Genomic DNA, 18,343 nt, shown 5'->3' on the forward strand with positions numbered 1-18,343 from the left:
TGAAGGGATGAAGACCATGGATGTCGCCTTGGCCAAGCTTGAGGAATGGATGCGGCTTTACTACCACAAGGTCGACCACGACATCGGCAGCAGCGGAGTGCGGGACCTGACGATCGAGGAGCTGCGCACGATGTGCGGGTTCGAGCTGTCCGAACTCGACTCGATGATCTTCCACGACAGCGAGAGCTTCGGTGGCAGCAGGTTACGCGCGGCTCTCGCGGACCGGTGGGCGGGTGGCGACGTGGAGGGGGTGATGGTCACCCACGGCTCCAGCGAGGCGATCTACATCGTCATGCACACGTTGCTCGACCCGGGTGACGAGGTGATCGTGGTCGACCCCGCCTACCAGCAGCTCTACGATATCGCCGCCGGGCTGGGCTGCCGGATCACCCGATGGCCGCTGCGCCCGCGCGAGTGGTCCGTGGACCTGCCGCTGCTCAGGAAGCTGGCGGCGTCAGGGCCGCGGATGATCGTCGTGAACTTCCCGCACAACCCCACGGGCGTCTCCATCACGCCCGCCGAGCAGCGGGAACTGGTGGCGATCGCCGCCGAGGTCGGCGCCTGGCTGGTGTGGGATCACGCGTTCGGCGAGCTTACGTACACGGCGGACCCGCTGCCGCTGCCCAACGGCTCCTACGACAAGTGCATCTCGTTCGGCACCTTCTCCAAGAGCTACGGGATGGCGGGCCTGAGGGTCGGCTGGTGCCTGGCGCCGCCCGACCTCCTGTCCAGGATGGCGGTGCTGCGCGACTACATCGCGCTGTACGTCTCGCCGGTGCTGGAGTTCTTCGCGGAGAAGGCGGTCAGGAACGCCGACCGGATCGTCTCCATGCAACGTGAGCACGCGCACGCCAACCTGCGGCTGTTGCTGGACTGGGCGGCGAAGATACCGGACCAGGTGCGGGTGAGCCCGCCCGCCGGCGGGGTGACCGCGTTCGTCGAGTTCCCCGGCCACCCCGACGCGACGTCGTTGTGCCGCCACCTCGCGGAGCGCGACCGGGTCCTGCTGGTGCCCGGCGAGTGCTTCGGCGACGACTTCGTCAGCTTCGCGCGGCTGGGCTTCGGCGGCACCACAGCCGAGCTGACGGCCGGGCTGTCGTGCCTCCAGCGGGCGCTGCTCGGCAGCACCCGGATGGCGGAGGTCCTGTGACCGGCTCCCTGCTCGCGGTCAGCGACCTGCACGTCGGCAACAAGGAGAACCGGGAGCTGCTCCTCGGCCTCTGGCCGAACTCCCCCGCCGACTGGCTGATCGTGGCCGGCGACGTGGCCGAGCGGGTCGGCGAGATCAGGTGGGCGCTCGAACTGCTGAGCGCGCGATTCGCTCGCGTGATCTGGACACCAGGCAACCACGAGCTGTGGACCCTCCCGCGCGACCCGCACGCCCCGCGTGGCGACTATCGCTACCGCGGCCTGGTCGAGATGTGCAGGGAGCTGGGCGTCGTCACCCCCGAGGACCCCTACCCGGTCTGGGAGGGGCCAGGAGGGCCGGTCACGGTGGCGCCGTTGTTCCTGCTGTACGACTACAGCTTCCGCCCCGAGGGGACGAGCACGAAGGAGGAGGCGCTCTCGCTCGCCTACGAGTCGGGCGTGGTCTGCACGGACGAGCTGCTGCTCCATCCCGATCCGTACGTCAGCAGGGAGGCCTGGTGCGAGGCGCGCGTCAAGGAGACCGAGCAGCGCCTGGCCGGACTGGATCCCAGCGTCCCGACGGTGCTGGTGAACCACTATCCGTTGGTGCGGGATCCGACGAGCGTGCTGCGGTATCCGCAGTTCGCGCAGTGGTGCGGCACGGAGCGCACCGCGGACTGGCATCTCCGCTTCAACGCCGTCGCCGTCGTCTACGGCCACCTGCACATCCGCAGGACCACGTGGCACGACGGCGTGCCGTTCATGGAGGTCTCCGTGGGCTATCCCAAGGAATGGTCGAGACCCGGCAGGTCCACCGGACCACGCCAGGTCCTGCCCTTTCCCGGCGGCACGACGTGATCGAGGATTTGCTCCCGCCGGCCGCCGTGGCGCTCGAAGCCTTCGACGACCCGCCGGGCCTCCGGCTGTACCCGGAGGAGGCGGCGTGCATGGCACGCGCGATGGAGTGCCGCCGCCGGGAGTTCGCGACCACCAGGCAGCTCGCCCGCTCGGGTCTCACCAGGCTCGGGCTGCCTCCGGCCGGGATCCCCAAGGGGGAACGCGGCGCGCCGCGCTGGCCGGACGGCGTGGTGGGCAGCATCACGCACTGCGCCGGGTACCGCGCGGCCGCGGTGGCGCGGGCGGCTGACCTCCTCAGCATCGGCATCGACGCCGAGCCGCATGGTCCGCTGCCGCCCGACATCCTCGAATTCGTGGCGACACCGGCGGAGCGCGCCAGGCTCGCCGGCCTCGCCGCGGCGAACCCCAAGATCGCCTGGGACCGCCTGCTGTTCAGCGCGAAGGAGTCGGTGTACAAGGCGTGGTTCCCGCTCGCCCGGTCCTTCCTCGACTTCGAGAGCGCCGACGTCGAGTTCGATGAGGCGACGGCGACGTTCGTCGCCCGCCTCCTCGTGCCGGGACCGGCCGTCGCCGGCAAGGAGCTGCGCGAGCTCACCGGCCGCTTCGCCGTCCGCGACGGCCTGGCGGTCACCGCGGTCGCGCTCGGTCCGTGCTTACTCCCTGACCTCCTGCGGTGATGGCACCGCAGGAGCGTCATGGCGTTCCCCCACCGACCGCCATCCTCCCGGCCAGAGGCCCGGCTGGGCCGACCGCCTAGGGAAGGGCTCCAGGCCTGTCTAATACGTCCTGGTACTGCGGGTGCTCGGCCCCGGCCCGCGAGGAGTCGTGAGCCGGGGCCAGGTCCCTCGCCGGGGACCCGGCGGCGCCGCCGGCCTCGCCTCCGACCAGCCGGCCGAGCAGGGCTGCCCGGGTGAGTTCCGCCTTGTTGCCCACTCCGAGCTTGGTCCGGATCCGCTTGACGTAGGTGTCGACGGTGTGCGGGCTGATGCCCAGTCTGGTGGCGATCTGCCCGTGGGTCAGTCCCCGGGAGATCTGGCGGAGCACCTGCTCCTCCCGTCCCGAGAGGTGGTGGCCGGGCATCTCCGTCCGTTCGAGGGTGGGCCTGCCGCCATGGTCCGCGGGGAAGACCCGGGATCCGGAAGTCACGGCCCGCACCGCCGAGACCACACGTTCCGCCGTCTCCCGCTTGCCGATCACACCCGACGCTCCCGCGTGCAGGTAGCTGTCGGCGTCGTCGGCCGCGCCATCGTTCAGGATCAGGACCTCCATGCACTTGGCCACTTCTCCGATGTACGCGAGATCGTCGGCTGGCGAAAGGGCGTCGACGTCGATCAATGCGGCATCGGCTATCCAGGATGGTTCTTCGTCGGGTGATGTTCTCTCTGCCACTACTTGGATCCCGGCGCTGGTCAGGGCCTGGACAAGACCAGCGAGAAAGATAGGCGAACTGATAAGGACGTCGATTCTAATCACAATGCCCCCGTAGGCTACGCCAGTCCAGCAGCGTGAGGAGAGTGATTCATCATGGGTAACTATATACCCCTCTTACCTAGGTTTTCACGTCTTCCTACAATTTTCTACATTGCTTGTTTGGGTTTGCTGACGGGGCTTTGGGGACGTAAAGCGGAGATCTTCATCACCGTGCAACGGCGTCGTCCGGTTACGGTCACGACAGGTCCTTGTGATCACGGCGTGGGACGCTGCCGCCGCGGCGAAACCGGCCCTGGACCTGGTGGCGGACAGCCGGCGAACTGGCCTCGCGCCACGCCGCCCACCTGCGGCGTCGGCGGATGTGGCGTCGCAGCCGCGGGGATACCCGGTGAGCCCTGGAATGGTCAACCACTGCACGAATTCCTGCCACTCTCCGCGCATTTCATGTGACCCTGCATAACAACCGCGCGATCGACGGGGCGGAATCTTGCTGGCAATGGCAAATTAAACCAATAAAAGGATTCTCCGCTGTGGAATCTGGGAGGCGGGCACCGCGCCGCGCTCAATTATCGGATGACAGATCACGACCGATGGCCTTGTGAGATCAAGTAATATGTGCACTGCGACGAATGGCCTGCCCGGCGCTGTCACATTCATGCGGCGGCTGCGACGAGGCGCTTGGCGAAATCGTCGAAGGCAGCGTGGCCGACATTGCCGAAGCTGATCCGGAGCATGCCGCGGTCGTCGGGCTGGAACGCCGTGCCGGGGATGACCAGCGTGTCATACGTGATGGCGAGATCGCGGACGACGTCCTCGGTGGAGCGCCCGGCGAACGGATGGCGTACCCAGCCGAAGAAGGCGCCGGCGGACAGCAGCTCGAAGCCGCCAGGCCGCTCCTCCATCATGGACACGAACCGGCGCCGCTTGTCGGCGGCCTCTCGCGCCCGCTCGCGCCGCCACTCCTGGGCCATGCTCAGACCCGCCCACGCGGCCTCCTGACCGATCCGCGGAGCGCAGACGGCCACGCAGTCGAGCAACTTCATCACCTCGCGGTTGAGCCGCGGCGAGGCGGCCATGGCCCCCACCCGGTAGCCGGGGATGGCGAAGTCCTTGGAAAAGCTGTGCAGGCTGACCAGGGTCTCCGCCCATTCCGGATCGGAGAAGAGGCTGTGGGCCGGTTCGCCGGTGTCGCGGAAGGAGCGGTAGGTCTCGTCGAGGATCAGCGCGAGGCCGTGCCGCCTGGCCACCTCCGCGATGGCCGCGATCCTGGCGGGATCGACCGTCGCCCCGCTGGGATTGCCCGGCGTCACCAGGACGATCGCCCGGGTCCGCTCGGTGATCAGACTCCGCGCCGCCTCCGGGCTCGGCGTGAGGTCCGGTCCGTGCTCAAGGTAGACCGGCCTGATCCCGTTCAGGCGCAGCCACATGTCGTGGTTGGGGTAGTACGGCAGGGCGAGCATGACCTCGTCGCCGGGATCGGCCAGCGCCGAGACGACGAGGCAGAACGCCTGGTTGCAGCCGGCGGTGACGACGACGTGCTCCTCGCGCACCTGCCCCCGGTAAGCCTGGGAGAGTTCGGCGGCGAAGGCCTCACGCAGGTGCGGGAGTCCGGCGATCTCCACGTAGTCGCCGCCGTGGGTGTCTCGCGCGATGGAGGCGATGTGCTCGACCACCGCGGGCGCGGTCGGATACTGCGGTGCCGCCTGGGCCAGGTCGAGCAGCTCACCGTTCTTGCGCCGGTGGTCTAGGAGCGCGTATGCCGCGCCGAACGGCGAGTCGATCTGATGGACCGTCCTGGGATTCAGTCGCAAGGGGATGCTCCCTTCACATGCTTGACTGCGCTGAGCCTCTCCGCCACCAAGCGGTGCGGCCATTCCCCCCTTCAGGGGACATTGCGGTCGATGCACACCGTGGTACCGCCCCAAATGGGCTAACAAACCTTGTGAATCCAGGTAAACGGGTCGGGATCGCGCCCGTACTGAATGCCCATGAGGGCCTCCCGGAGCCTGAGCGTGACGGGACCCGCCTCGCCGTCACCGACGAGCCAGTCGCCCGACGCGCTCCTGACCTTGCCGACAGGCACCACAGTCGCCGCCGTGCCGCAGGCGAACACCTCGGTGAGCTCGCCCGACTCGCACTGCCGCCGCCACTGACCGACTGAGATCCGCCCCTCCTCGGCGTCGAGGGCGAGCGTGGGCGCGAGCTGAAGCAGCGAGTCGCGGGTCACCCCGGGCAGCAGTGTCCCGGTCAACGCGGGCGTCATGATCCGCGGGCGGCCGCAGTCCTTGGCTGCGTAGACGAAGAACAGGTTCATCCCGCCCATCTCCTCCACCCAGACGTGCTCCGCGGCGTCCAGCCAGACCACCTGGTCACATCCCTGGGACACCGCGTGCCGCTGGGCGGCGAAGGCGGGGGCGTAGTTGCACGCCGCCTTGACCTCGCCTGTTCCGCCGGGAGCGGCGCGTGTGTAGTCCTCGGACAGCCATACGCTGAGCGGTTTCGGTGCGCCTCCGCCGAGATAGGTCGCCGGCGAGGCGATGGCGCAGAGCAGGTAGCTGCGCGAGGGCAAGGTGAAGCCGAGGCCGCGCTGGGTCGCGATCATGAACGGGCGCAAGTACAGGCTGTAGCCGTCGCCGCTGGGCACCCAACTCCGCTCCTGGGCGATCAGCAGCTCCAGCATGCGGATAAAGGTGTCCTCGGGCAGCTCGGGCATCGCCAGCCGCCGCGCGGTCCTGTTGAACCTGGCGGCGTTCTCCATCGGCCTGAACAGCACGATGGCCCCGCTCTCCTGGCGGTAGGCCTTCATGCCCTCGAAGAACTCCTGGGCGTAGTGGAACACGACGGTGGCCGGGTCGAGGCTCAGCGGCCCGTACGGTTCGAGGCACCCGTCGTGCCAGCCGTGTTCCGCGGACCACCGCAGGGTGACCATGTGGTCGGTGAAGTGTTCACCGAACCCCGGGGAGGCGAGGACCGCCTCCCGCTCGGCGTCCGGCACGGGGTGGTCGCTTGGACGGATCTCGAAGTGGGGGGAGGCGCTCATGGGGCAGTTCTCCTCAGACGACGGCCAACGGCTTCGGGCGGCGCTTGATCTCGGAGGGCAGCGAGGCGAACCCGCGCTGGTGCGGCGAGTGGACGCGGCGTGCCCTGGACATGTCGATGTCGTAGTCCGACACCAGTGCGCCGACCTCCTGCAGAGCGACCGTGATCTCCAGCTGGGCCAGCGCCGCGCCGAGGCAGTAGTGCGGACCGTGACCGTAGCCGATGTGCTTGCTCGTGTTGCGGTCCAGGTCGAAGGTGTCAGGGTCGGGGAAGACCCGCTCGTCGCGGTTCGCCGACGCGGGCAGCAGGGCCACCCGGGCGCCCTTCGGCAGGCGGGTGCCGTGGATGGTCGTGTCCTCGGTGAGCGTCCTCGCCATCATCTGGCTCGGCGAGTCGTAGCGCAGCGTCTCGTTCCCCCAGTCCTCCGCCCGCCCGTCCAGGCCCGCGCGCCCGATGTCGGGAAGGCGCCAGCCGTGGTACCAGGCGTTGCCGATCAGCTTGCCGGTCGACTCGTTGGTGGCGCTGACGAGCAGGAAGAGGAAGGCGACGAGCTGCGCGTCCGTGAGCGCCTCACCGTCGGCCCGCGCCTCGATCATGGCCGAGGTGAGGTCGTCTCGAGGATGCTTGCGCCGATCGTTGACCAGGCTGACGTAGTAGAGGGCCAGGCGCAGCCCCGCGCCGATGGTGGCCCTGGACCTCTTGTCGGTGCCGTCCTCGCAGTGGTTCAGCAGGTCGTTGTCGGCGCGGATGCGCTCCCGGTCGGCGGCGGGTATCCCGACGACCTCGCACATGACGTCGTTCGGCAGCGCGGCGGCGAAGTCGGCGGCGAAGTCGAAGGTGCCGCCGTCCCGTAATGGCGCCAGCCTCGCGCGCGTCAGCTCGCGGACCCTCGGTTCGAGCAAGGCGACCCAGCGCGGCTTGAACGTGTTCCCCAGCAGGCGGCGCATCGTGCCGTGCTCGGGAGGGTCCATGGCGAGGAAGAAGCTGGTCTTGACCGCTTCAGGACCCCACAGGTCCGGCTCCAGGGAGATGCCGTTGCGACTGGAGAACAGAGCCGGGTTCCGCAGCGCGGACAGGACGTCGTCGTAGCGGGACAGGGCCCAGAAGTCGCGCTCGGTGCTGTGCCACAGGGGCGCGTGCTCACGCATCCAGGCGTACACCGGGTACGGGTCCTCGTGAATCCGATAGGAGAACGGGTCATAGACGCGCATGTAGACAACTCCAGTGCGAAGGCCGCGATACTCGGAAGGTACGCACATGCCATGGGCGTTTCCTGTCACCCGAACCAGGGGCTACCCGGCGAGCAGCCGCGTCTCCACCCCGGGCAGTTTGCTCCACCAACTGTCGTAGCGGCGGTAGGGATGCGGCTCGCGGTCGGCGAGCAGCGCCACGAGCGCCCCGGCCTCGGCGGCGAACTCCTCCCAGACCTCGCCGGGCAGGTCGTGGAAGGCGGCCGCTTCGATTCCTCCCTCGGCAGGGCGCCACACGCCGGCCACGTAGCCGTCGACCAGCAGAGTGGGGAGCACGTCGCCGTTGGAGCGGATGACCAGCCTGCGGTACTCGGGCGGGATGAGGCGGTTGCGATCGACGTGGGCCAGCAGCGTGTTGTCCCACATGGCCATCAGCCGGGGCGGGGCCGCCGTGTCCTCGGCCGGGCGCGGCGCGCCGGGCAGGTCGAACACCGCCTTGCCGTCGGGGCCCTCCATCCGCTCGACGGCGCCGTCCATCTCACGCAATGCGGCCTTGACCCTGGCCTGCTGGACCAGGGCGAACTGCGCGATGTCGGCCACCGTCGCCGGTCCGAACGCCGCCAGGTAGCGCAGCACCAGCGCCTCCAGCGCCTTGGCTGAGGCCTCCAGGTCGAGCACGGGCCGCGTCCGCGCCGCGATGTAGGTCGAGCGTGAGGTGAACGACCACGGGCCCCCGGTGGGCACGCGCTGCATCGGCGTGTACGACCGCAGGATCGCCCACACGCCGGTCGGGGACACAGCGCCGCAGCGTGGTTCGAGCCAGGCCTTCAGCTCCTCGCCGGTCCGCGGCTGATCGGCGAACTCCAGCAGATCCCGCACGAGCGCCCTGCCGGCGTCGAGGGTGAGCCCGGCCGGGGTGAAGCGGCCGTTCAGGTGGGTGGCGTACATCGTCGGCTCGATGGCGTCGCGGAAGGCCGCGTAGTCGTCGGTGTGCACGGCGTGCAGGGTCATCCGCATCAGCGTCCCCTTGACGACCGTGTAATCGGCGAAGGCGGCGTCGACGTCGGCGGGGTCCAGGTCGATGATCCGGTTCCACATCGCCAGGTACGGCGAGGCCGCGTGCTGCGCCTGCAAGGCCATCACCCGGTGCATCGCGTCGGCGACGCTGAGCGGCTCCCGTCGCAGCAGCAGTTGCCGGGCGAGCGTGGCCCGGTTGATGGCCCGTGCTGTGACCTTCATTAGGGAATTGTCTCAGCTGGTAAGCCACAGGTGGGTCCCCAGTAGAGGGGACAGGTACACGGATTTGCCGCCGCCTAGGCTTCCCGATGCAGCGGCATTTGCCGCGTACACCGATGTCATGCCGCTGGGAGGCCCACACATGATTGAGGTTGGCAACCTCACCACGATGGAAGTTGACGCACTGACCGACATCGATGGCGGCCTCAACCTAACCGACGGCCACGCGAGGCTCGTTCTCTCCGCGGAGCAGGCGGCCATCGTCGCGAGGGTTCCGGAGATGTTCGCCGAAGCCTCACGCCGTCCTTTCCCCGACATCGAGCGCGAGGCGCACGGCACGTTCCTGCGCGCGATCGGGCAGCACAGCGCTCCCATCGGATCAGGGCGCATCCTGAGCTGCTACTCCTCAACGCTCGCCACGGACATCGTGGCGCGGGCGCTGCCGGTCGGCTCGACCATCGCGGTGCTGCATCCCACCTTCGACAACATCGCCGACCTCTTTGTCACCCGTGGGCTGAAGCTGGTGCCGTTGTCCGAGAAAGCGCTCATGGACATGGACTGGCCGGAGCCACCGGTGAGCGCGATCGTCGCGACGCACCCGAACAACCCGACCGGGCTGATCACTCCGGAGGGCCATCTCAGGTCGCTGGCCGAGCACGCCGCGAGCCACGACCAGCTGGTCATCGTCGACGCCAGCTTCCGAGGGCAGGTCCGCGACGCCCAGTACGACACCTACGCGGTCCTCGACGACGCCGGCGCCGACTGGATCGTCATCGAGGACACCGGCAAGTTGTGGCCGACGCACGAGCTCAAGGTCGGGATGCTGGCCTACAGCGAGCGCACGAAGCTGCCCATCGAGCGGGCGTTCTCCGAGTCGCTGCTGTCCGCCTCGCCGGTCGTCCTGCTGCTGGCCACCGCCCTGGCCCGCGACTGGGTCGACGGCGGCTACGAGCGCGCCCAGGCCGTGGTGAAGCGCAATCGCGCCGTGCTGAAGGACACGATCGCCGAGGCCGGTCTGTGCCTGGCCGACCCGGACTCGCAGATCAGCGTCGCGCGGATCGAGCTGCCCCCGCACGGGCCGGACTCCTCGCTGTTGTACAAGGACATGGTCGCGCGCGGGGTTCACGTGCTGCCGTGCGCGCCGTTCCACTGGGCCGACCCGAACGGCGGCCTGCGCTACATCCGGGTGTCGCTGGCGCGGCCGTACACCACGGTGGAGGCGGCGGCGCAGCGGCTGGTGCAGTCGTATCGGGAGCTGTCCGCGACGACGGCGACCGCGCCGCCCCGCTGATCATGCCTTCAGGGGTACGGCGGAGCCTCCCGGGCCTACTCCCCCGTCTGCCCGTCCACCGACTCCCGGATGAGATCAGCATGGCCGTTGTGCCGCGCGTACTCCTCGATCATGTGGCACAGGATCCACCGCAGGCTCGGCGCCTGGCCGTTGGCCCAGGTGCGCCGGGCCAGCCGGTCGAGGCCGCCGTCGGCCAGCGCCTCGCCGATCGCCACACGGGAGCGGGACACGGAGTTCTCCCACAGCGCGAAGAGCTCCTCGGAGGTGTCGGCCGCGGCGGAGTTCCACTCCCAGTCGGGGTCGGCGCCCCAGTCCACCGTGTTCCACGGGGCGGGCCGGTCGCGCCCGTGCAGCCATCGAGTGAACCAGTCGTCCTCCACATAGGCCAAATGCTTGAGCATTCCGCCCAGGGTCATCGAGGTGACGCCGACGGTCGCCTTCAGCCCGGCCGCGTCCAGTCCTCCGCACTTCCAGGCCAGCGTCGCGCGCTGGTAGTCGAGGAATCCCAGCAGGGTCGCGCTCTCATCGCCGGCGAGGGGCGGAGACGGCCGGCCGTACTCGTCCACGTGGCTGCTCATAGGCGGCGAGTTTACTGGGCGGAGCTCGTCGCCGGGCTAGAAGTTCTCGCCGTTCCTCCCACGGTGGGCCCCCGGTTCTGGGGACGCGACGGGTCGCCGCGGCCCGCCGTACATTCGCCGTGACAGCAGTGGAGTGGTGTTGATGGGTACAGACGGCCTGACCATCCCCGACGGGCCCGAGGACGCGGTGGCCTCGCGTCACTACGACCCGTTCGACTACAAGGTGCAGGAGGATCCGCACCCTGTCTACGCGTGGATGCGCGAGCACGCGCCGGTCTACCGGAACGAGGAACGCGACTTCTGGGCGCTGTCCCGCCATGCCGACGTCCACGCCGCGCTGCGCGATCCGGTCCGTTTCTCCAACGGGCACGGTATCTCGCTGGAGCCGGAGCTGTGGGGGCCGCAGGCGAGGAAGACCAGCTTCTTCCTCGCCATGGACCCGCCCGAGCACGGCGTCTACCGCGGCCTGGTGACCTCCGCCTTCACCCCCCGCCGGGTGGCCGCGCTCGAACCCCGGATCCGGGAGCTCGCGCGTGCCCGGCTGAGGTCGCTGTGGGACCAGCCGACGTTCGACTTCGCCGCCGACTTCGCCGCTCCGCTGCCGAACGACGTCCTCTGCGAGATGCTGGGCATCCCCGCCGCCGAGTGGGACCAGGTACGCGTGGACACCGACCAGCTGAACTACCGCCAGAACGGCTCGGACGGGCGCAGCGCGACCTCGATGACCGCGGCCCTGCGCCTGGCCGGCCGCTTCGCCGGCTTGGTCGGGAAACTGCGCCGCCGCCCTGGCGACGATCTGACCTCGACGCTGATCCAGGGGGAGGTCGACGGGGTCAAGCTCACCGACGCGCAGATCGTCGCGTTCCTGTTCGTGATGATCGGCGCGGGCAACGAGTCCACCGGCAAGACGCTCGGCAACGCCTGGTACCACGGCTGGCTCCGCCCGGACGTGCAGCGGGCGGGTCTCAACGGGCGCGCGGAGGACTGGGTCAACGAGACGCTGCGTTACGACTCGTCGAGCCAGATGGTGGCGCGGGTGCTCACCGAGGAGACGGTCATCCACGGGACCCGGCTGCCCGCGGGTGCCCGGATGGCGATCCTGCCCGCCTCGGCCAACCGTGACAGGCGCGTCTTCGCCGACCCCGACACCTTCGACCTGGACCGCGACACCAAGCGGATGATCAGCTTCGGCCATGGGCCGCACCACTGCCTCGGGGCCGCGCTCGCCAAGCTGGAGATGAAGATCGCCCTCGAGGAGATCGGCGCGCTGGTGTCGGGCTACGAGATCGACATGGCCCACGCCCATCGATCGCACTCTCCGCACCAGCGCGGGTTCGCATCCCTGCCGTGCAAAGTGACCCGCCGCCGTTGATCGCGCTTTGGAGGCCATTGGGTACGGCGGGCCCTTAGAACAGGGCCCTTTGGGCAGCAGGCTTTTTGCGGAAAAGGCCGGGATCACGCCAGGTCGTGGCTGATGGCCCGGATCACTTGGTGCTCGCCGTCGGAGTCGAAGAAGTGCCCGCCGGGCACCGGGTCGAGGTCGAAGCGCACGGACGTCTCGGCTCGCCAGCCGTCCATCTGCTCAGGGGGCGCCTCTGGGTCCTCGGTGCCGGCGAACGCGCGGATCGGCACCTCCAGCGGCGTCAGCGGGCGGAAGCCGTGCGTGCTGAGCACGGTCAGGTCGGCGTCCAGCGTGGGCAGCAGGCCCGCGAGCAGCTCCGGCTCGGCGAGGACCTCGGCCGGGGTGCCGCCCATCTCACGGACGTAGCCCTCCAGGCCGTCGTCGCGCCCCTCCCAGGCCCAGGTGCCGTCGTCGAAGCAGGGCGAGGCACTGGCCGCCACGAACATCATGCTCGGCATCGGCATCGCGCGCTCGCGCAACTCGTGCGCGAGCGCCCAGGCCACCCTGGCCCCCATGCTGACGCCATAGCAGGCGAACGGGCGGTCGAGCAGGGGCTTGATCATCTCGATGAGCTCGTCGACGAGCGGCGCCATCCTGTCGTAGGGCGGCTCGGCGAACCTGTCGGCCCGACCCGGCAGCTGCACCGCGATCGGCTCGACGAAGTGCGGCATCAGCCGCGGCCAGTGCCGGTACATCGCCGCGCTGCCGCCCGCGTGGTGAAAGCACAGCAACTGTACTTCGGCGGGCGCGCTACGCCCGAAACGTTTGAGCCAGCGGCGATCGCAGTCCTGCACGTGGCCGTCCTTCCCTATGACGTCCTGAGCCCGGAGCACAGCAGGTCGAGCAGTTCAGCGGGCGCCTCGATGAACCGGTGATGGCGTCCCTCCAGGAGCACGGACGTCGTCTCGCCGCACTCCCCCCATCCGCCCATGGTCGAGAACGGGATCTCGTCGTCCTGGCTCCAGCCGATCGCGGTGATCGGGCAGGACAGGCGGAACGGGTCGGGCATCACGTAACGCTTGTTGGTCTCGACGTCGGCCCGCAGCACCTCGAGGTAGAGGGCGATCAGCTCGGCGCTGGGCTTGCCGCCGAGCTCGCGGATCAGCTTCTCCAGCTCGGCGCCGAGCTCGTCGTCGTCCATCGACAGGAACCTGCCGGCGGGCCCGTCCTGGGGGGCCACCTCGGACGAGACGTACACCCGGGCCGGCGCCGGCATCCCGGTCCGCACCAGCTCCGCCGACACCTCGTAGGCGGCCAGCGCCGACCCGCAGTGGCCGAAGAAGCCGAACGGGACGTCAAGACAGGGTTCGAGCCCGATCACCATGAGCTTGGCCAGCTCCTGGTAGGAGTCGAAGTTCGGCTCGGCGAAGCGGGTCTCGTGGCCGGGCAGCTCGACCGGGAGGAACTCGACGCCGTCGTGCTGGTGCGGCCACTGGCGGTACATGCTGGCGCCGCAGCCCGAGTACGGGATCAGGAAGATCCGGCCCGTCGCCGCAGCCGATGGCCGGTGTGGCAGCCACGGGTTCCGCTGGTTCGGGCGTTGAGGCATGTGCGGCCCTCCGGGAGTCGAGCGGGTCGGGGTCAGGCGGCGGGCTTGACCGCCCGCGCCGTGATCGGCAGGTGCTTGTAACCGGAGATGAAGTTCGACTGCAGGCGGACGGGCTCGCCGGCCGGCTCGAAGGCGGTGAAGCGCGAGAGCAGCTCGTTGAACAGGATCCGCAGGGTGACCCGGGCGACGGTGTGGCCGACGCAGTAGTGCGGGCCGATCCCGAAGGCGACATGCTTGTTGGGCCTGCGGCGCAGGTCGAACCGCTCGGCATCCGGGAAGGCCTCCTCGTCGCGGTTGGCCGCGCCGAGCCAGGTGACCACCGCCTCGCCGGCCTTGATCTTCGTCCCGCGCACCTCGGTGTCCTGGACGGCATACCGCATGAAGTGGCTGACCGGGGAGGCCAGGCGCAGCCCCTCCTCGACGGCGGTGGGAGTGACGCTCAGGTCGGCCGCCCAGGTGTCCAGCAGGCCGTCGCCGATGTGCTCGGTCATCATGTAGTTGGGTGAGTGCGGGGTGGTGACGACCGCGCCGAGCAGGACGCTGTAGCAGTTGGACATGACCTCGCCGGGCGTCATGGTCCGGCCGTCCACCTCGGTGGTGATCAGGATGCTGATCAGGTCGTCGCCGAGGTTGCGGCGGCGCTCCTTGTAGATGTCCTGGAAGTAGGCGAACAACTCGCGGTGCGCCTGGTCGAGGGTGGCCTGGCCGCCACCGGGCACCCGGTACTCAGGGTCCTCGGCCGCGATCGAGGCGTTGAGCAGGTGACCGAGCCGCGGCCAGTCGGCACGCGGCAGGCCCATCGACTCACCGCCCACCGCCACCGGCAGGGCCAGCATCGCCTGGGCGAAGTCGAAGGGACCGCCGTCGCCGAGCGGGCCGATCACCTCAAGGACCAGGTCGCGGATCAGCTGGTGCTGGGCCTCGATCGCCTTGATGGCCAGGGCCTTCTGCAGGCGGGCCCGCATGATCGTGTGCCGGGGCGGATCGGTCGCGGCGATCTGCCGTCCGCCCGCCGGGTCCTCGACGCCGAGGATGTTCAGCAGCGTGCCCCGCTCGGAGGTGAAGGTCTGGGCGTCGCGCAGCACGCGGTCGGCGTCGTGGTACTTCACCACCGACCAGAACCCGTTCCGCTCGTCGGCCTGCTGCCACTCCAGGTGGTCCAGTTCCCGGAGGCGCTCCCAGGTCGAACGGAAGCGGAAGTCGAGGTCGGCGTAGAGCATCGGATCGGCCAGCCCCTGCGCGGCCGCGGTGACCGGGCATCCGGGCGCGACCTGCTCGTCGGCGGCGCTACTGGGTTGCTGCATCCGCGCTCTCCTTCCCGGGCGGCGTTTCCGGCGGCTCTCGTCTCGGGTGCAGCTCCTCGGCGAGGGCGGCGATCGTCGGCCGCAGGTACAGGATGCGGGCCGGCAGGTTGACGTCGAACTCCTGCTGCAGCGCGGAGAGCAGCTCGGCGGCCAGCAGCGAGTGCCCGCCCAGGTCAAAGAAGTTGTCCTGCACCCCGATCGGCTCGACGTCCAGCGCGTCGCTCCAGATCGCGGCCAGGCGGTCCTCGACCGGGCCGCTCGGCTCGACGTAGTCGTTCCAGACGTTGCGCGGGATCTTCTCAGTGGGCAGCGCGGAGCGGTCCACCTTGCCGTTGGGGTTGAGCGGGATGTCGCTGACCACGATGACGGCCCAGGGCACGAGGTGGGCGGGGACGGTTCCCAGCAGCTTCTCCCGCAGCGCCGTACCGAAGGAGGTCCATTCGGCCGGGTCCATCTCCCCCACGGCCACGTAGGCGATGAGCCGGGTGTCACCGGCCCCGTTGGTGCGGGTGACGACCGCGGCCTGCTCGACGCCCGGCTGGCGTAGCAGCTCCATCTCCACCGTGCTCAGCTCGACCCGGTAGCCGCGGATTTTGACCTGCCGGTCGGAGCGGCCGAGGTAGTCGAGCGTGCCGTCCTCGGACCGGCGCGCGAGGTCGCCGGTGCGGTACATCCGGCTGCCCGGCGGCGCCGCCGGGTCGGGGTCGGCGACGAACCGTTCGGCCGTGGCGCCGGGCCGGTTCAGGTAGCCGGTGGCGACGCCGTTCCCGCCGACCCACAACTCGCCGACGTCCCCGTCAGCGACGGGCCTGAGCCGCTCGTCCAGCACGACGGCGGTGCTGCCGTCGATCGGCACGCCGATGGGCACGCGCGCGGCCGAGCCGCTCGTGCGAGTCGTCCAGCACGTGCTGAACGTGGTGTTCTCCGTGGGCCCGTAGCCGTTGGTGAAGACGAGGCCGGGGTAGGCGGCCATCACCCTCTGCACGTGCGCGGGGGACAGGACGTCGCCGCCGGCCAGCAGGTGGCGGATGCCGTTCAGGCCGTCGAGGTGGTGTGTGACGATCTTGTGGAACAGGCCGGTGGTCAGCCACAACACGCTGACCCCTTCGTCGCGGAGCGTCGCCACGATCTCCGCCAGGTCGGCGTGCCCGGTCGGCGCGAGCGCGAGCCGGCAACCCCGCACCAGGGGCATCCAGATCTCGAAGGTGGAGACGTCGAACCCGACCCGGGTCAGCTGCAGAAAGACGTCGTCGTCACGCACGTCGATCCAGGTGGGCGCGTTGATCAGCCGCCAGACCGCGCGGTGGGGGACGACGACGCCCTTGGGCTCGCCGGTGGAGCCCGAGGTGTAGCAGACGTAGGCGGGGGTGTCCGGGTGCGTCTCAGGCGCGGTGACGGGCTCGTTCACCTCAGGCTCAGTGACGTCGTACGGCAGGACGTGCGCCACGTCCGGCGCCTGGTCGTGAAACTGCGATCCGACGACGGCGAAGCGCGCCCGCGCGTCGCTCACGATCCGCGCCCGCTGCTCGGAAGGTTCGGCCGGATCGAGGTAGAGGTAGGCACCACCCGCCTTGAGGATCCCGGTCAGGGTGACGATGAGCTCCGGCGTGCGGCCCAGGACCACCGCCACCACCGCCCCGCCGCCGACACCGGTCGCCCGCAGGCGCCGCGCCATGGCCTCCGCAGATCGATCGAGCTCCCCGTAGGTCAGGGTGTGGCCGCGGAAGCTGACCGCGACCCGGTCCGGCGTCCGCGCGCACTGCTCGGCCACCATCTCGTGGACGCACCGTGGTGTTCCGCTGTCGGTCATCGCCGCTCCCATCGAAGCCACTACTCGTGGGCGGAGGTCGCGACGGCTTCGCGCCGTGCGCTGCGGGGGCGCAGGTCTGTCCAGTTGGCCTCGATATAGTCCAGGCATGCCTGCCGCGTGTCCTCGCCGTGCACGACCCGCCACCCGGCCGGGACGTCCAGCGCCGCGGGCCACAGCGAATGCTGGTCCTCGTCGTTGACGAGCACCGTGAAGCTGCCATCGGGGTCATCAAACGGGTTCATGACGTGAACCACTCCTTATCAGGACGTCCACAACGGTGCGGCTAGTCAGCAAAGCTATCGAGATCGGCATCGCCGGTACTGTCACGTGAAATGAGGACAGTAGGCCCGGCACCCGCCTGAAACACGGCTGGGACGGCCGGATGTCCCCTCTAACGGGGACCAATGCAGGCTGCCGATGGCTCCTAAACTTCGGGACATCACCCGACATCGACACGCCTGTCTGCTGCCCGGGGAAGGGAACGTGCGGTGCACCATCTGACACTGACGCCTGACGACAACGCGGTGCTGTCCCCGATGCTCGCCGAGATCGCCAAGGGCTACGACACGATCGAGAATCTTGAGCTGATCCGGCGGGCGCCGGTGCTCGCCCAGTCCTTGCCGGTCCACGTGCTGGAGTTCCTGGAGGAGTTCCGCATCGGGGAGCCGTCGGCCCTGTGCGTCATCTCCGGCCTCGACATCGACGAGGGGCAGCTCGGGCCCACTCCCACGCACTGGCGGGACAGCCAGTTCAACTCCCCGGCCTTCGCGCAGGAGGTCTTCTTCCTGCTGTGCGGCTCGGTGCTCGGTGACGTGTTCGGCTGGGCGACCCAGCAGGACGGCCGCATCATGCACGACGTCCTGCCGATCAAGGGGCACGAGAACTACGAGATCGGCTCCAACAGCCTGCAGCACCTGTCGTGGCACACCGAGGACGCCTTCCACCCCTGCCGTGGCGACTACGTGGCGCTGATGTGCCTGAAGAACCCGGACGCGGTGGAGACGATGGTGTGTGACGCCGCCGATCTCGACTGGTCCGCGGTGGACGTGGAGGCGTTGTTCGAGGCTGAGTTCACCCAGATGCCCGACAACTCGCACCAGCCGCAGAACGCCACGCAGTCCACCGGCGACCCGACGGTCGACCGCCTGCGGGCGCGGAGCTTCGCGCTCATCCAGTCGTGGAACGACCACCCGGCGAAGCGGCCGATCCTCTTCGGGGACCGCGACAAGCCGTACATGGCGCTCGACCCGTACCACATGCGGACGGAGGGCTGGCCCGAGCGGTCGCTGGCGGCCTTCCAGGGGTTGTGCGACCAGATCGAGGCGAACATGAAGGACGTGATCCTCCGTCCCGGTGACTGCGTGTTCATCGACAACTTCCGGGCCGTGCACGGACGCAAGTCGTTCCGCCCGCGCTACGACGGGTCGGACCGGTGGCTCAAGCGGCTCAACGTCACCCGCAACCTCCGCGGCTCGCGCGCATGGCGGCCGGCGGCCGACAACCGCATCATCTACTGACCCGTGCCAC

The 18,343-nt window shown here is 69.4% G+C and carries 17 protein-coding genes; 6 read left to right on the forward strand and 11 right to left on the reverse strand.

What is annotated here, in order from left to right:
* Positions 1-16: 16 nt before the first annotated feature.
* The 3 genes from vioD to EJK15_RS06295 are packed head-to-tail and all read left to right on the forward strand — an operon-like array spanning position 17 to position 2,663.
* Positions 17-1,150: a capreomycidine synthase gene (vioD, locus tag EJK15_RS06285; RefSeq protein ID WP_171074143.1), complete on the forward strand. Its 1,134-nt coding sequence runs from the start codon at positions 17-19 to the stop codon at positions 1,148-1,150.
* Entirely contained in the window at positions 1,147-1,986 is an 840-nt protein-coding gene (locus tag EJK15_RS06290) for a metallophosphoesterase family protein (protein WP_138709407.1), read from the forward strand. The genes vioD and EJK15_RS06290 overlap by 4 nt, the downstream gene beginning before the upstream one ends.
* Positions 1,983-2,663 carry a 4'-phosphopantetheinyl transferase family protein gene (locus tag EJK15_RS06295; protein ID WP_138709408.1) on the forward strand — a complete coding sequence of 227 codons (681 nt, stop codon included), beginning with the start codon at positions 1,983-1,985 and terminating at the stop codon, positions 2,661-2,663. The genes EJK15_RS06290 and EJK15_RS06295 overlap by 4 nt, the downstream gene beginning before the upstream one ends.
* 76 nt (positions 2,664-2,739) lie before the next feature.
* Here EJK15_RS06295 and EJK15_RS06300 read toward each other — a convergent pair whose 3' ends face one another.
* The 5 genes from EJK15_RS06300 to EJK15_RS06320 form a co-directional block, all read right to left on the reverse strand.
* Positions 2,740-3,255, reverse strand: a complete 516-nt coding sequence (locus EJK15_RS06300; protein WP_206060684.1) for a helix-turn-helix transcriptional regulator — start codon at positions 3,253-3,255, stop codon at positions 2,740-2,742.
* 815 nt (positions 3,256-4,070) lie between these two features.
* Complete coding sequence (locus tag EJK15_RS06305; RefSeq protein WP_138709410.1) at positions 4,071-5,228, reverse strand: aminotransferase; 1,158 nt, start codon at positions 5,226-5,228, stop codon at positions 4,071-4,073.
* Between the two features lie 119 nt (positions 5,229-5,347).
* Complete coding sequence (locus EJK15_RS06310; RefSeq protein WP_138709411.1) at positions 5,348-6,457, reverse strand: branched-chain amino acid aminotransferase; 1,110 nt, start codon at positions 6,455-6,457, stop codon at positions 5,348-5,350.
* A gap of 13 nt (positions 6,458-6,470) precedes the next feature.
* On the reverse strand, positions 6,471-7,667 hold the full coding sequence (locus EJK15_RS06315; RefSeq protein WP_206060685.1) for a cytochrome P450: 1,197 nt from the start codon (positions 7,665-7,667) through the stop codon (positions 6,471-6,473).
* A gap of 81 nt (positions 7,668-7,748) precedes the next feature.
* Entirely contained in the window at positions 7,749-8,885 is a 1,137-nt protein-coding gene (locus tag EJK15_RS06320) for a winged helix DNA-binding domain-containing protein (protein ID WP_138709413.1), read from the reverse strand.
* Positions 8,886-9,051: 166 nt separating this feature from the next.
* Here EJK15_RS06320 and EJK15_RS06325 point away from each other — a divergent pair, with 166 nt between their 5' ends.
* Positions 9,052-10,173, forward strand: coding sequence for an aminotransferase class I/II-fold pyridoxal phosphate-dependent enzyme (locus tag EJK15_RS06325; protein ID WP_206060686.1), 1,122 nt, complete (start codon positions 9,052-9,054; stop codon positions 10,171-10,173).
* Positions 10,174-10,208: 35 nt separating this feature from the next.
* Here EJK15_RS06325 and EJK15_RS06330 read toward each other — a convergent pair whose 3' ends face one another.
* Entirely contained in the window at positions 10,209-10,751 is a 543-nt protein-coding gene (locus EJK15_RS06330) for a DinB family protein (protein ID WP_138709415.1), read from the reverse strand.
* A gap of 142 nt (positions 10,752-10,893) precedes the next feature.
* On the opposite strand from EJK15_RS06330, the gene EJK15_RS06335 reads away from it, so the two are divergent.
* On the forward strand, positions 10,894-12,123 hold the full coding sequence (locus EJK15_RS06335) for a cytochrome P450 (protein WP_138709416.1): 1,230 nt from the start codon (positions 10,894-10,896) through the stop codon (positions 12,121-12,123).
* Positions 12,124-12,206: 83 nt separating this feature from the next.
* Here the strand turns inward: EJK15_RS06335 and EJK15_RS06340 are convergent, their stop codons facing one another.
* From EJK15_RS06340 to EJK15_RS06360, 5 genes are read right to left on the reverse strand one after another with little or no spacing between them, the layout of a single operon-like run.
* Positions 12,207-12,947 (reverse strand): thioesterase II family protein, encoded by a 741-nt coding sequence (locus EJK15_RS06340; protein ID WP_138709417.1) that lies wholly within the window; start codon positions 12,945-12,947, stop codon positions 12,207-12,209.
* A 14-nt stretch (positions 12,948-12,961) separates the two neighbouring features.
* Positions 12,962-13,702, reverse strand: a complete 741-nt coding sequence (locus EJK15_RS06345; protein ID WP_138709418.1) for a thioesterase II family protein — start codon at positions 13,700-13,702, stop codon at positions 12,962-12,964.
* Between the two features lie 32 nt (positions 13,703-13,734).
* Entirely contained in the window at positions 13,735-15,006 is a 1,272-nt protein-coding gene (locus tag EJK15_RS06350; protein WP_138709419.1) for a cytochrome P450, read from the reverse strand.
* Positions 14,990-16,816, reverse strand: a complete 1,827-nt coding sequence (locus tag EJK15_RS06355; protein WP_206060687.1) for a non-ribosomal peptide synthetase — start codon at positions 16,814-16,816, stop codon at positions 14,990-14,992. Before EJK15_RS06355 ends, EJK15_RS06350 begins: the two co-directional genes overlap by 17 nt.
* 20 nt (positions 16,817-16,836) lie before the next feature.
* Positions 16,837-17,058, reverse strand: coding sequence for an MbtH family protein (locus EJK15_RS06360; protein ID WP_138709420.1), 222 nt, complete (start codon positions 17,056-17,058; stop codon positions 16,837-16,839).
* Between the two features lie 246 nt (positions 17,059-17,304).
* On the opposite strand from EJK15_RS06360, the gene vioC reads away from it, so the two are divergent.
* On the forward strand, positions 17,305-18,333 hold the full coding sequence (vioC, locus tag EJK15_RS06365) for an arginine beta-hydroxylase, Fe(II)/alpha-ketoglutarate-dependent (RefSeq protein WP_138709421.1): 1,029 nt from the start codon (positions 17,305-17,307) through the stop codon (positions 18,331-18,333).
* The last annotated feature ends 10 nt before the right edge of the window (positions 18,334-18,343 follow it).

Source organism: Nonomuraea basaltis (genome assembly GCF_005893125.1).
Lineage (GTDB): Bacteria > Actinomycetota > Actinomycetes > Streptosporangiales > Streptosporangiaceae > Nonomuraea > Nonomuraea basaltis.